Annotated in this window: 9 protein-coding genes; 3 read left to right on the top strand and 6 right to left on the bottom strand. The window is 35.4% G+C overall.

All coding sequences use genetic code 11. The features are described from left to right. Window positions 1-10 precede the first annotated feature (10 nt). Window positions 11-2,575 carry a T9SS type A sorting domain-containing protein gene (locus HND39_11570; protein ID QKJ96865.1) on the bottom strand — a complete coding sequence of 855 codons (2,565 nt, stop codon included), beginning with the start codon at window positions 2,573-2,575 and terminating at the stop codon, window positions 11-13. 236 nt (window positions 2,576-2,811) lie between these two features. Between HND39_11570 and HND39_11565 the strand changes: the two genes are divergently transcribed. The 3 genes from HND39_11565 to HND39_11555 all read left to right on the top strand — a co-directional run bounded on the left by HND39_11565 (window position 2,812) and on the right by HND39_11555 (window position 6,214). Further along, the gene (locus tag HND39_11565; protein QKJ96864.1) at window positions 2,812-4,137 is read left to right on the top strand and encodes an aspartate kinase; all 1,326 of its coding nucleotides are present in this window, start codon (window positions 2,812-2,814) and stop codon (window positions 4,135-4,137) included. Window positions 4,138-4,139: 2 nt separating this feature from the next. Further along, window positions 4,140-5,294, top strand: a complete 1,155-nt coding sequence (gene lysA, locus HND39_11560; protein ID QKJ96863.1) for a diaminopimelate decarboxylase — start codon at window positions 4,140-4,142, stop codon at window positions 5,292-5,294. 284 nt (window positions 5,295-5,578) lie between these two features. Beyond that, window positions 5,579-6,214 (top strand): hypothetical protein, encoded by a 636-nt coding sequence (locus HND39_11555; GenBank protein QKJ96862.1) that lies wholly within the window; start codon window positions 5,579-5,581, stop codon window positions 6,212-6,214. A 151-nt stretch (window positions 6,215-6,365) separates the two neighbouring features. Here HND39_11555 and HND39_11550 read toward each other — a convergent pair whose 3' ends face one another. The 5 genes from HND39_11550 to HND39_11530 all read right to left on the bottom strand — a co-directional run bounded on the left by HND39_11550 (window position 6,366) and on the right by HND39_11530 (window position 14,632). Then, window positions 6,366-8,783, bottom strand: a complete 2,418-nt coding sequence (locus HND39_11550) for a T9SS type A sorting domain-containing protein (GenBank protein ID QKJ96861.1) — start codon at window positions 8,781-8,783, stop codon at window positions 6,366-6,368. Window positions 8,784-8,899: 116 nt separating this feature from the next. After that, window positions 8,900-10,726 carry a T9SS type A sorting domain-containing protein gene (locus HND39_11545; GenBank protein ID QKJ96860.1) on the bottom strand — a complete coding sequence of 609 codons (1,827 nt, stop codon included), beginning with the start codon at window positions 10,724-10,726 and terminating at the stop codon, window positions 8,900-8,902. Between the two features lie 60 nt (window positions 10,727-10,786). After that, a complete protein-coding gene (locus tag HND39_11540) occupies window positions 10,787-12,094 on the bottom strand; it encodes a T9SS type A sorting domain-containing protein (protein QKJ96859.1) in 1,308 nt (435 codons plus the stop codon). After that, window positions 12,060-12,989, bottom strand: a complete 930-nt coding sequence (locus HND39_11535) for a T9SS type A sorting domain-containing protein (protein QKJ97986.1) — start codon at window positions 12,987-12,989, stop codon at window positions 12,060-12,062. The genes HND39_11540 and HND39_11535 overlap by 35 nt, the downstream gene beginning before the upstream one ends. Window positions 12,990-13,978: 989 nt before the next feature. Then, entirely contained in the window at window positions 13,979-14,632 is a 654-nt protein-coding gene (locus HND39_11530) for a T9SS type A sorting domain-containing protein (GenBank protein QKJ97985.1), read from the bottom strand. Between the last annotated feature and the right edge of the window lie 86 nt (window positions 14,633-14,718).

Below are 14,718 nucleotides of genomic sequence, written 5' to 3'. Positions count from 1 at the left end.
TAAAAAAAATTTACTTGATTAAAATGAATTTCTTTCTTAGGCTATATTCCCCTGAAGTCAGTTTATAAAAATAAATTCCTGAACTGAGGTAGTTTGCCGAAAAATTTATTGAATAATATCCTGCCTTTTTATTTTCCTCCACGAGAGTTTTCACTTCTTTACCTAAAATGTCGTAAACTTTTAAGCTGACAAAATCATCCTGTGCTATCAGATACATAATTGTAGTCGATGAATTAAACGGATTGGGAAAGTTTTGAAATAATTCAAAACTAAATGGTTTACTAACACTTACTTCAATAACATTACTATAATTTAAATCACCGTTATAATCTATTTGTTTTAATCTGTAGAAATAAATACCTGAGAATTCTACTCTATCCCTAAATTGGTAGTTATTTGTAAAAGTAGTCGTTCCGTTGCCATTAATAAACCCTATTGAATGCCAATCTTTACTATCTGTCGATCTGAGAACTTCAAAACCTAAATTATTTGTCTCTGTAGCTGTTGACCACTTCAATATTACAATATCATTATCTACTTCGGCGTTGAATGAAGTAAATTCAACAGGAACAATTGTAGTATCTATGTATTTATAGATTAAACCTAAATAACCGGAGGAATAGCCGACATAATTTTCAGGCGCTTGAAATTTTCTTAGCCCTATATTTCTTAATTCTAAAACTTCATTCCAGCTGCTTCCACCATCAGTAGTTTCGTAAACCGCATCTCCAAGAATAAATCCATGCAAATTTGATAACCAGCCAAACGTTCTGATTACGTATTGAGAATTTAATTGAGCAAGCCAATTGATTCCAGAATTTGTAGTATTATATAAATCAAGAAACTCAATAACAAAACCAGTATCAATGCTGGTGAAATAAACATCGTTAGAAAAATAGATCGGTATATTTGTTTTCTCTATCCAGTTATTACCGCTATTAGTTGTCTGCCAAATATATCTCGAAGTTGTCCAGCCATTTAAAGAATCAACAAAAAACAAGCTAGTGAAAGCATCGATTCCATTTTCTACCTGGACAAGCCAGTTATCACCGCTATTGGTAGTTTTTAATATTTTTGAGTCCGAAGAAGGTGACCATTGAGTAACCGTCCATCCTGTCAATGAGTCAATAAAAAATATTTTTCTAATTTCACCTGTTAAAACGAGATTAACAGGACTCCAATTTACACCTCCGTCTATCGACTTGAATATTGTATAATTTCCAATAAATCCTGTAAGACTATCAATAAAATATAGTTCGCTTCCGCTTGGTGCTCCAGTAACTCTCTCCCAGTTAATTCCACTATCAATGGTTTTGTATAAACCACTTGGTGCGGATAATCCTGAACTGCTTATTGCAAATCCCGTTTGTTCACTTACAAAAAACACATCGGAGAAATTGTCGTTTATTATCAACCTATTCCAAGTATCAAGACTTCCATCAGCTTTATTAATTTTTAATCCGGTTCCTACACTATAGCCTATATTATTCTGTAGTAAAAATTGTAATTCATAGTTGTCACTTATTCCCTGTATTGTTGTCCAGTTCTGGCCTCTGTTTGTGGTTTTACGAGCAGATACATTTGTCATTACAATGTATCCTGTATCGGGATTTACATATTGGATACAATTAACTGCTTCATTAGTTAATTGCCCTCCGTTTATCCAGGTATTTCCTCCATCGCTGCTATAAATATTTTTTCCAGAGTAACCTGTTCCTCCATATCCTCCTGCTGCTATATGTAAACTGTCTATTACATCAATACTAAATAGAGGATATGTATCTCCTGCCTGGATTATCTCCCAGTTCAGACCTCCGTCAATTGTTCTTAATACTTTTCCGTTGGCTGCTATAAATCCATAATTCTCATTCATAAAATCTATCCACCAGTAATCAGAGGTGTAACCAGGAGTAATTATTCTTTGCCACGTTTGTCCGCCATCAGTTGTCTTTGCAAGTGAGTTCCCATTTCCACAAGCCCAGCCAAGAGTGTCATTCAGCATTTGCAATCCCCAAAGATCACCTGTTACATTGCTTGTAACTTGTGTAAATGTTTCGCCTCCATCTGTTGAGCGGAGTATAAGTCCACCAAATCCACTTGCAATTACTATTTGCCCGTTGAAACTTCTTACTTTTAAAATCGGTGTTGTTGTATTAGTTTCGCTAACTGTCCAGCTAGTCCCTCCATTGGTACTTTTTATTAAAGCACCTAAATCACCAACTGCCCAGCCTGTACCTGCCTGTCCGGTAGGCAGGTCTTTATTTACAAAATTAATTCCCAGATAATCTACTCTCGGTACTTTGGGATTTAACTCTGTCCATACTCCTGTACTCTGTAATGGAAATAATCTTCGCTTTTCTTCAATAAGGTTCTTTCCTAAATATTTTTGTTCGTAACTCTGGTAACCTTCTTGTAATTCTATTCCTCGCCTGAATTGAATTGGTTTTTCTTTGATGGTGTCGGTTGAAACCTTAGAAAATCTTTCTTGAGCAAATTGTTGTGCATAATTCAAGGATGTAAATAGTAGTAAGGCAAGCAGTAGAGATGAGTAGAAATTAACTTTCTGGGATTTCATATAAATACCCTTAATTATTTTTGCTTTAAAATTATGGAATTATTTTTTTTTGGTTCATATCAGCTCCGGTTTTACAAATCTTGATTAATTTCAGTTTAAATTTACGGGAAATATTTGAGTAAAACGACTTACTAACTTGTGCCTATCGCATTCCCACAGTCAATTTGCAATAGGTAACTAATTTAAGTTTAATCATTATATTTGCCTCAAATTTTACTAAGGAGTAAACAGGATAAATGAAAGTTCTGAAATTCGGCGGCACTTCGGTTGGCTCGGCAGAAAGAATGAAAGAAGTTGCAAGATTAATTAATAGCAGCGAATCGAAAATCGTTGTCCTATCCGCAATGTCAGGGACAACTAATGCCCTCGTTCAAATTGCAGAAGCACTTTATACAAAGAAGAATTCAAAAGCCAATCAATTCATTAATCAGTTTGAAAAAAAATACAAGCAGGTCATTGCCGAATTATATGTTAATCCGTTAATTAGTAAAGACGCAACAACACTTATTGATTCACACTTAGATTATATAAAGTCTTTCACACAAGATCTTTTCACAATTCATGAAGAAAGAGCAATACTCGCTCAGGGAGAATTAATTTCAACCGCGTTATTTCATCTTTATTTACAGGAACAGAAAATTGACTCAGTCCTTCTTCCTGCATTAAATTTTATGAGGATTGACACGAACGGCGAACCTGATACTTACTATATCAAAGAAAATTTATATAGAGAATTGGATAAATATCCGGGGAAAACTTTATTCATCACTCAGGGTTACATCTGCAGAAATTTGTATGGTGAGATTGATAACTTGAAACGTGGTGGAAGTGATTACAGCGCTTCGCTAATCGGTGCTGCAATTAATTCCGGAGAAATACAAATATGGACAGACATCAGCGGCTTTCACAACAACGATCCGAGATATGTTGAGAAAACTCATTCCATCGAGCAACTTTCTTTTGATGAAGCCGCAGAGCTTGCGTATTTTGGTGCAAAGATTTTGCATCCATCAAGCGTACTTCCGGCAAAACTCGCTAACATTCCTGTTAGATTAAAGAATACAATGAAACCTGAAGACCCGGGAACTTTAATTTCAGCAGAAGCAAATGGTAAAGGTATTAAAGCAATCGCAGCTAAAGATGGAATTACGGCAATCAAAATAAAATCAGGAAGAATGCTTCTTGCGTATGGATTTTTAAGAAAAGTTTTCGAAGTATTCGAACGTTTTAAAACTCCAATAGATATGATAACTACTTCCGAAGTTGCGGTATCGGTTACTATTGATGACACAACTTATCTTTCTGAAATTGTTGAAGAACTTAAATATTATGGAGCTGTTGAAGTTGATTCTGATCAGACAATTATTTGCGTTGTTGGAGAAAATTTAATCGACCAGAAAGGAATCATCAATCAAGTGCTTGGAGCTTTAAAACATTATAATCTTCGGATGATTTCTTATGGCGGCAGCAGACACAGCATTTCAATTTTAGTTGGTGCCAGTGATAAGAAGGCTGCGCTCAACTCACTTAATTGTATTTTTCCATCTGAACCGGACGAGTAATAATGTTAACCAAAGAAATTATATCAAAGTTTAGTCAGATCGAAACTCCGTTTTATTACTACGATATTAAACTTTTGCAAAAAACTCTGGATGAGATAGTTCAAGAATCATCAAAAAAAAATTACAAATTACATTATGCACTCAAAGCAAATTCAAATGACAGGATTTTACAAATAATTAGTAATGCTGGTTTAGGTGCAGATTGCGTAAGCGGGAATGAAATTACTAAAGCTGTTTCAACTGGTTTTAAGAGTAGCGAATTAGTATTTGCAGGCGTTGGCAAATCTGATAAAGAAATTCTAACCGGACTTACAAATGATATTTTATGTTTCAATGTTGAATCGAAACAGGAACTTGAAGTGATTAATTCAATAGCTATTTCGTTGAACAAAATTGCAAATGTTGCTTTACGAATTAATCCTAATATTAATGCAAATACTCATCATTATATAACCACAGGTCTCGAAGAAAATAAATTTGGAATAAATATATGGGAACTATCTCAGGTACTTGATTTAATTTCTTCATTGATGAATATCAAGCTGATTGGATTGCACTTCCACATTGGATCACAGGTTACAGATCTTGATGTTTACAAAGGATTGTGTTTAAGAATCAATGAAATACAAAAGTGGTTTTCAGATCGTAACTTTCGCTTTGAGTATTTAAATGCAGGTGGCGGTCTTGGAATCAATTATGAAAGTCCTGACTCAGAACCAATTCCGGATTTTAAATCCTATTTCGAGGTCTTTGAAAAATTTTTGGTAAGATTCCCGGATCAGCAAGTTCATTTTGAAATCGGAAGAGCAATTGTTGGACAATGCGGCTCGCTGATTTCAAAAGTTCTTTATGTAAAGGAAGGTATCAACACAAACTTTATAATTCTTGATGCCGGTATGACAGAATTAATCAGACCAGCACTCTATCAATCATATCATAAAATTGAAAATCTCACTTCAAATGGAAAAGCAAAAAGATACGATGTGGTTGGACCAATCTGTGAATCATCTGATACTTTTGCTAAATATTTTTTTCTTCCTGAAACTGAACGCGGAAATCTGATCGCAATCAGATCAACAGGTGCTTATGGTGAAGTGATGTCATCAGAATATAATCTTCGGGATAAGATTCAATCTTATTTTTCAGACCGAATCTGAATTCATTTTACTGTGAAGCAATCTTCACTGACTTACTAATATCTGATTTAATCAGACTAAAATCATTTTTCAAACTTAAAGAATTCGTTTGTTCAAATTGTCGCCATCCGAATTAATTGTCGGTTAAAATCAGTCACTATTAACCGCTTAAACTTTGTTTTTCGTAAATATTACAAATGAATGAAAGTATTTGCTCTAATTTTTAATAATTACTTTAGCAGCAGGTTGGCATAAATGGTGAATAAATCCGAAATAATTGACGACATTTACAAAAAAAATATTTAATGGACCTTTTCGAACGACATAGAATCTTCATATCAATTACTCTGGCGATGGTTATTCTTGGAGTAGTTGGAGTTACGGTTTCGAGTTTCTCTCCCTCAAAAAAGTCAGAATACTTCCGTGAGTTGAAAGAGATTCATACTGCAGTAAATAATTATGACAAAGTAATTAATAGCTGGGAAAGCGCACGAAACACTCTTGTCGATTTGAACTATTGGTTTGATTTTATTCCAAGGTATGATGCGATAAGCGAAGAAGATCAGGATGTTCTGGTAATGCAGGAGAATGTAAAAGATTTAGCTATCAGACATCAATTAAGATTCCTACCCGAAATAAGAAAATATTTTGGTGAATATCTTAGCAGCAGATTAGCAGGTCTTGATTACAAAATTACAATTCTGAATGATGAACGAAATAAAATTATTGTATTCACCCATGACAGTTTTACTAAACGCACTCTTTTAGAAAAATTCCACAACACCGTTGCTAATGATCTCCGTTTGCTCGGTTTCAAACAAATACGCTACAAATGGTATGAACTTGAAAAACTGAAAGAAGAAAAGTATATACTTTACAATTTCAGTGACTTGCCTGATAATGAAGTCAGAAAGTTTACTATCAGTGCGATAAAGAACTGATTGAAGTAATCACCATTTCAGTTAAATCTCCTAATCACACTCAAATAGAAAAATTAGTCTGGATTAATCCTGAATTAATATTTTTTTCGAACAATCACATTTAAAATAAAAACCCCTCTTTTTGGGAGGGGTTACTGGAATTTATCAAATACTATTTGATTATTATCATCTTCTTCACATCGACAAATTTATCAGCTTCCAACCGGTAGAAATAAATTCCCGATGTTAAATTACCAGCCTCAAATTCAACTTCGTGAAATCCTTCTTTTAATCTGCCATTCAATATCTGAGCTACTTCCTGTCCTAAAGTATTGAAAACATTCAGGAGAACATTAGACTCAGCAGGTATTGAGAATTTAATCTTTGTACTTGGATTGAATGGATTCGGATAGTTCTGCTCCAGACTAAACGTGCTTGGTGTAATTACTTCAGTTTCTAGCACATTAGAATAACTGAATGAACCGTCGTAATCAATTTGTTTCAATCTATAGGAATATTTTCCCGAACTGAGCTTGGAATCAGTATAGGAATATGTTTTTGGTTCTGTTGTTGTGCCAAAACCGGGAACAAAACCTACTACCTCGAAAACATCGGAAGAAATCATTCTCTCGATATCAAATCCTTTATTGTTTGTTTCAGTTGCAGTCGTCCATCTCAACTCTACATCAGTACCATTGGGTGAAGCAGTAAATGCAGATAATTCAACCGGAGTGATATATTCAAGGCACAAATTATCCCAATAAACATAATCATAATTAAATGAGTATCCGTTATAAGTGATTTCAATTTGTGTATTTGCTGATCCTGTAACAGGTGTTGTGAAATTACCAGTCATTACAGTTGGTCCAACATTACCTGTTGCATCAGGCTGGTTATAAAGTATTGTACTTGTTGCACCACCATCATAAGTAACACCAACGGTAACTACTCCACTTGGATCTGCATACCAATCAAAAAAGTAGTTAAATGAATAAGTCATGAACTGATTAGCTGGTAAAGGAATAACAGTTGATCTTATCTTCGAAACACCGGTAAATGATGGAGACCAGCTCAATCTTAATTCCGGGGGTGTCCCTCCGGCAGAACTTGAGCTGTTTGCAGTCCAGTTTGCTGTACCAAGCGGGCCAACAATTGTCCAGTTGCTTAAATTTGTAAATGCATCACACCACTGCACTAAGTTAGGATCTTGAACGGTTTTAAAACTCCATACCGGACCATTTGTTGAACAAGTATCACCTACTTCAATCACCCTCCAATAGTAATTTGTTCCATAAGTAAATGTCACACCTGTAATTGTCCAACTTGTTGCCAGAGAACCACTCTGCACAAGAGTTAAAGAAGATGGGTTAGTACCAAAATAGAGTTCATTAGTAACAGCACCAGCACCGTTTGACCAGGTCAATTGAGCAAGATTAAGTGGAATACCGTTTGCTCCATTTGCAGGATTTGGATTAGATGGCAATTCTACAGGACAACCTCCGGAACCTTGATCAACTGCTGCCCAGAAAGCTGAATTAAACAAACTTGTTCCATTATTATTTCCGCCACTGCTCGAGCAGCCACCGTGCGTATGAACTCCAACTGCCACATTAGTTAAACCATCAATAACAGGGCTGCCGGAATTTCCACCTTCAGTATCTGTAACATATCTCATCGTCGTTCCACTTGATCCTGCATTTGGACCAATGTGAGTTTGTTGAGTCTGGTTTGCAGTGCCATCATCAACTCCATAACCAGTAATCCTGATTGAATCGGGACCCAAATCCTGAACCAAAGGCCAATAAGCATTTTGAGCTTGTTTGGGCATTAAACCGGTAACTGAGTTCGGATATACTTCAAAAACTCCCCAATCATTTCCGATACCGCTGTTGCTGAAAATTTTAGTCGCAACATTAACAGAATACTGATCCTGAGGTCCGGGATGCTGCAATGTTCCATTTGGTAATGAAGGAGGTACGTTAAATTCAACAACGTCTGCACCACTTCCATCAAGGCAATGACCTGCAGTACCAAATTTTCCATTTGGAATTATCCAGGCTGTGCATCCAATACTTAACAATCTTGCAGTCGCAGGCTGGTTGGATGAAATTCTGTCATCAGTAGGTCCACATTGTGATTCGGTATTGTTTCCATCAGACCATTCACCGACAACAACTTCATCTATTTTTATAAAAACATTACGGTCTGTTTGTGAAAGGAATAATTTTATTTCAACAACATCACCGTTAAAGTATGCACTGTAATTATACCACTGTTTTATCGAGACAGCGTCAAGCTTTTGCCATTGATCATCAAAAAGCGATCTTATTATTAAGTAACTCTCGTTGCCCAGGTTCAGGTCAGAAAAATGCAATCTTAACCAGGGAATGTTATGCAGTTCAATTTCACCAATTAAAATCTCTGAAAAATCAGAACCAATTGTTCCATTGCCATCGTAGCTTTGAGATTCGAACTGATAGGATTGAATGAAATATTTGAGTGGTGCTGTCTGGGAGAAAATATTTCCTGAAAAAAGGAATGAAAAAACCAGAACTAGCGCAAAGTTAAATGACAGTATAGTTTTTTTCATAATTAACCACCTGTGATTAGTTTATAAATAAGAAATGATTTGTGCTTCAAAAAAATGAACTTGAAAGCTAAACTAAAAAATAATTTCGGAAGTACCAACCTTTTTTATTAAGAAATTTATCTCATGAGAACCATTTTTTTAGTTTGAACAAATGAGCCAGCTTTTCCGTCTGGGCTTCGGCCAGCCGAGACTAATAACTGATAGAAATAAATTCCGCTTGGTAAATCTCTGATTCCGGACAAGCCGGAATGACTGTTAAATTCAACTTCATAATTGCCGGCGGGTTTTTCTCCGTTTACCAAAGTTGCAATTTCATTACCAAGTATATCATAAACTTTTAATGTTACAATACTGGCTACTGGCAACTGATAACTGATTACTGTACTTGGATTAAACGGATTAGGATAATTTTGATAAAGAATAAATTCTTCCGGAATTTTATTTTGTTCGTCTGATATTACTAGTTGACCAATAATGAAAAATCCTTCAGGATTGATTGAGGAAATAGTATCAGTGCTGGTATAAACTGTATATCGGATCCTGCAAGTATCAGTTGATGCTGCTGATTCCGGAATGATCCACTGATAGTGACCATTGTTTGGAAGATCGACGGCAATAGTATTCCAGGGACCATTTATATCATTTGTTGATAATTCAAGTTTTACGAGAGATGAAACTCCAGATGGAACTTCGCTAATCCATTTTATTGTCTGAACACTTTGAACATTTATTTTTTTATTTGTGAAAGGATAAACAGGTCTGATTGTGATACTGTCAGCGGGTGAACTCTCTTTGAAAAACCGAAGATGATTTTGATAATTAATCCAGGTTCCCTCTTCATCAACCAGAACAATATCAGCATAACCATTATGATCAGCATCGCCGTCAATTCTGAATGCTTTAAAATATCCAGGTGATGGTAAATTAAATTGTGCAGCCTGTATCCAGCTGCCTGTACCATCACCAAGCCATATTGTTATTAATCCGGTTCCAAAAGCTGCAACTTCACCAAAACCATCTGAATTCATATCATAAATCTGAGTTGCTTCATATCCACCTGAAACAGGCAACCCATTAGATATTGAAGTCCAGTTATTTCCTTCGCTCCATTTCCATACTTCAACACCACCGTTATTATTTACGATTGAAAGTTCATCGGTTCCATCGTTATCAATATCACCAAGATCAGGTCCATCGCTGTAACCAGCACGTGCCACTGTAAAATTTCCTGTATGATCATTGATGTAAACAGTACCATTCTGATGAGAAGTTGCGAAATCAGGATAACCATCGTTATTAACATCACCAAAAACAAAATCCATAGAAGAATTTCCACCTGTGAATCCAAATGACTGAGTCCAACTTCCATTTGCGTTATTCAAATAAATATGAACACCAGCACAACAACCGAATGCATTTGAACCGATATCAAGATCACCATCGCAGTCAACATCAGCAAAATCAGTACAGAACATTCCCCAGCTTTCTCCGTTAGTTGCAAGTCCATTATCCCAGGCAGTCCAGTCTGTTCCGAATCCATTTCCGAGTGCAACTTCGAGTATCTGATCACCAAGATCTTCACCAGAATAATTATGATGAATTCCATAGCCAACATCGAGTTTTCCATCGTTGTTGACATCGCCGATTGCAACTCCGCCATATCCGAAATTTCCAATCTGAACAACCGACCAGTTGGTACCTGATCCATTTCCAAACCAGATCATCACTCCGTGTTCGGCAGTATTAATATATGGCGAACCGTGATCACCAACAGAAATTATATCCAGATTGCCATCGTTGTTCATATCGGCAAGTTCGACTTCTGTTCTTCCACCCTCAAGAAATGGATTATTCAATCCACTTGACGATTCGACATAAGTTGGAATGTATTGTGAGTAAGCAACCGAAAAATAAATTAAATATAAGAGTAAAATATTTTTCATAACATTTCCTATTTTAAGAGAATTCCCGAAATGGTCGTGATTTCTGATAAAATGATTTCATCATTTAATCATCAACATTTTTTTAGTTTCGATATAATTTCCAGTCTTTAATTGATAGAAATATATTCCGCTTGGCAAATCTCTGATTCCGGACAAGCCGGAATGACTGTTGAACTCAACTTCGTAAGTGCCCGCAGGTTTTTCTTCGTTAACAAGAGTTACAATTTCTCTTCCAAGAAGATCATAAACTTTTAATGTAACATTACTGATCACTGGTAACTGATAACTGATTACTGTATTTGGATTGAAAGGATTGGGATAGTTCTGAAATAAATTAAACTCATTTAATAGAAATCCTTCCTGTTCAACACCAATTGTAAGTTGATTTGCAAAACCAATCTGCGAATGATTCGGATTATCAAATCCTGAATACCACATATACAAGTATTCTCCTTCAATATAAAGTATATCAGGCTCATCGACTGAAAACTGTTCCCAGAAACCCGGACCATTTTCGAGTACTGGATTACCTTGATACTTTTCCCAGTTAACACCGTCTTCAGAATTTGCAAATCCAATCCTGGAAGTGCTGCCATCTTTTCCGGAAAACCACATTAAAAAATTTCCACCGATTTCGAGTACTTCGCAATTTGCAACATTTTTATCCCACGAATTAATATCGCCTTCCAGTACAGGATTTCCCTGGTACCAGTCCCAATTTATTCCATTTGAAGATGTTGCTAGACCGATGGCTGAACTGATATTTTTATGACCAGTGAACCACATATAATATATTCCATCTTTATAAATAACGGAGGGACTCGATATTCCTTCGGGGTCCCAGTTACCAATAGTGCTTGCCGAAAGAACAGGATTGAAGTCGTATTTATCCCAGTTAGTTCCGTTTGAAGAAATAGCATAACCTATCTTGAAAAATGGAAGCAAATCAGCTGCAGAACCTGTATACCACATTTTATAGATGCCATTAATAAACAATACAGATGGTTGAGTTACATAACGTGCATCCCAACTTCCGGGTGATCCATATTCAAGAACCGGGAGAGAAAAATGTCTGGTCCAATTTAACTTATCTGTGGAAGTAGCCAGACCTACTTGATAGTTGAAACCATTGTAACCTGCATAAAACATTTTATAAACTGTGTTAACAAAAACGACTGAAGGGGCATAAACACCACTATCATCCCAAAAACCTTGTGCTCCATTTCCAAGCACAGGATTTTGAGGATATTTCTGCCAAAGGGTTTGTGTAATACCATTATTATTTACAAATAATATGATTAGCAGAATGTATTTGAAGCTGAAACTGATCATATCATTTGAGTAAAACCATTTTCTTTGTTTGAACAAACGAACCAGCTTTTCCGTCTGGGCTTCGCCCAGCCGAGACTAATAACTGATAGAAATAAATTCCGCTTGGTAAATCTCTGATTCCGGACAAGCCGGAATGACTGTTGAATTCAACTTCGTAAGTGCCGGCAGGTTTTTCTTCGTTAACGAGTGTTGCAATTTCATTTCCAAGTATATCGTAAACTTTTAATGTAACATTACTGATCACTGGTAACTGATAACTGATTACTGTATTTGGATTGAAAGGATTGGGATAATTCTGCTCAAGTCTGAATTCAGTTGCCATCGGTGTTTCTTCATCTTCAATTCCAACTGTTGTTGTATCGCCGTAAACAATTCCGTCGATGATGCAGCCTTTGAGAGTTGTAAAATTTTCTCCAAAATCAAAGCTGCTATACATACTATCAACTCCTATTCCTTGCGCAAGTGAATATGTAAATCCTGTTAGATCATAAATTGTAAATATTTTTCTTACTCCTTGTATTCCCCAAAAATTGTACGGTCTTTCATCAATGCAAATAAATGGTGCATAATCCTGATATTGGTGTCTGCTGCTCCAAATACTGTCTCCTACTTCCGCAAATAAATCTTCAATCAGATATTCATCATCAGGCAATCCCAATGTATTATCATACCTAAAGACTTTTCCTGATGTTGTATCAATCCTTTCAAAGAGAATAAAAGGATAATTCATCGTTGTCGGATCATTTAACTTATAATAAAACTTTCCATTTGGCATAATGGAATCACCGACAACCTCTCTTGATGTTATTCCACTATAAGAATGATACGTACCATCCCACCACCATCCCCACGTATTATAAATCCATTTATTTCCAATTGCAAGTGGATAAAAGTTTAAAATTTCTTGTGGTATCGGAAGACTTTTAATCATCTGAACTGTATCAGGAGTGATTTCATAAATTTTATATTTTGTTACAGCATACAATTTATTTGAATTTGATTTTTTGTAAATGCCAACAATTTTTCTGTCAAGAGTTTTATAAAGACTGAAATTATTTCCATAGTTAGTTGAGATAAAAATATTTTTTTTATCTGCTAAATAAATTGTTCCTGAAGTTGATTCATCGATACTTATAAAAATTTCAGAATCGCTTGAATATTTTGTTTGCCAGGAGAATGGTTCACCTTTATTATTTGATACTATGAGATGACTTCCAAATCTGTTATTGAGTGCATATATGTGTAATACATCATTATCATAAATAAAATTCGGAGAATATATTTTCCCAGTATCAACAGTGAAAAATGTATTACCGCCATCTGTAGATTTCAACAGTGATATTACTTGATTTGCAAATAAAATTTTATCGTTGAATGGTGAAAGAGATAATATTTCAAAACCGATTGAAACCGAATCCCAATTGTTTCCCCAATCAGTACTTTTATAGTTGAATCCATTATCAACTGAAAACATAATTAAATTAGTATCTTGTTTTGATAACTCAATATTTCTACTTACTCCCCAAATTTGCGGTGCAAAAATCGGATTCAATTGATCATAACGATGAACCTCAGGAAATGGCTCAATATAAATATGTGTGCCTGCATAAGTATATCGTTCGAAATCATTTCCCCAAAATTCAAGATCATTTACCTGATCAAATTGATCTGCAAATCCACCATCACCTAAAAAGAAAGTATTAATTCCTGTAAATGGTTCCAATCGCCAAATACTATTTGAATAATAGTAACCCATTGATCCAGATCCTGCAGTATAAATCCTGTAAAACAAATGTGTGTTACCAAGCTGATCTTCCATTCCCTTCAACTCAGAGAATTGTGGTGGGATATTTGTCTGAGAAAAACTATTTGCCGTCAGACAAACAAATAAAATTGCTGCTAACTTTTTCATAATTCCTCCTACTTCAAATAAACCATTTTCTTTGTTTGAACAATGTCTCCAGTACGAAGCTGATAAAAATAAATTCCGCTTGGAAGATTACTACCATCGAATTCTACTTCATAAACACCCGATTGTTTTTCCTCGTTGACAAGTGTTGCAATTTGATTCCCTAAAATATCATATACAATTAATTGAACTAAAGTCCCTCCTTTGGAGGGATTTAGGGTGGCCGGTATTTGATATTTAATTTTTGTGCTTGGATTGAAAGGATTGGGATAATTTTGCTCAAGTCTGAATTCAGTTGCGATTGGAATTTCTTCATCCTCAACTGAAACGACTGTTGTATCTCCTAATAGAATATCATTGATTACACAACCCTTAAGATAAGCTTCAGTGTAGCCAAAATCGAATGAATACGTTAAACTATCCAAACCTATATCCTGTGTTAATGAATATCGTGGCATCATAAGATCATATTGCTCGAAGATTTTTTTCGGTTTGCTTAATCCCCATTTAGTAAAAATACTTTCTTCCAGGAGTAAAGTGTATCCATCTATCCATGGATAGCCCATCCTAAAACTTTGTATAGTATCCCCAATAATTGCAAGCAAATCATCTATTAAATATTCATCTTCAGGTAATCCTTGAGTATTGTCGTATCTGTAAATCATTCCCTGGGATGAATCAATCCTTTCAAAAGAATAATTTATATAAGGTTGACCGAAATCGTACTCTTCTATCTGATAGTACTTTTTTC

The organism is Ignavibacteriota bacterium, assembly GCA_013285405.1.
Taxonomy (GTDB): Bacteria; Bacteroidota; Ignavibacteria; order Ignavibacteriales; family Ignavibacteriaceae; genus IGN2.
Note: the sequence above shows the minus strand (reverse complement) of the source record. Positions and strands in the feature narration are given on the sequence as shown.

Excerpts from the sequence above, each read along its gene's own strand:
- HND39_11570 (QKJ96865.1), bottom strand. The coding sequence starts at position 2,575 with ATGAAATCCCAGAAAGTTAATTTCTACTCATCTCTACTGCTTGCCTTA.
- HND39_11565 (QKJ96864.1), top strand. The coding sequence starts at position 2,812 with ATGAAAGTTCTGAAATTCGGCGGCACTTCGGTTGGCTCGGCAGAAAGA.
- lysA (QKJ96863.1), top strand. The coding sequence starts at position 4,140 with ATGTTAACCAAAGAAATTATATCAAAGTTTAGTCAGATCGAAACTCCG.
- HND39_11555 (QKJ96862.1), top strand. The coding sequence starts at position 5,579 with ATGGACCTTTTCGAACGACATAGAATCTTCATATCAATTACTCTGGCG.
- HND39_11550 (QKJ96861.1), bottom strand. The coding sequence starts at position 8,783 with ATGAAAAAAACTATACTGTCATTTAACTTTGCGCTAGTTCTGGTTTTT.
- HND39_11545 (QKJ96860.1), bottom strand. The coding sequence starts at position 10,726 with ATGAAAAATATTTTACTCTTATATTTAATTTATTTTTCGGTTGCTTAC.
- HND39_11535 (QKJ97986.1), bottom strand. The coding sequence starts at position 12,989 with ATGATTAAAAGTCTTCCGATACCACAAGAAATTTTAAACTTTTATCCA.
- HND39_11530 (QKJ97985.1), bottom strand. The coding sequence starts at position 14,632 with ATGATTTACAGATACGACAATACTCAAGGATTACCTGAAGATGAATAT.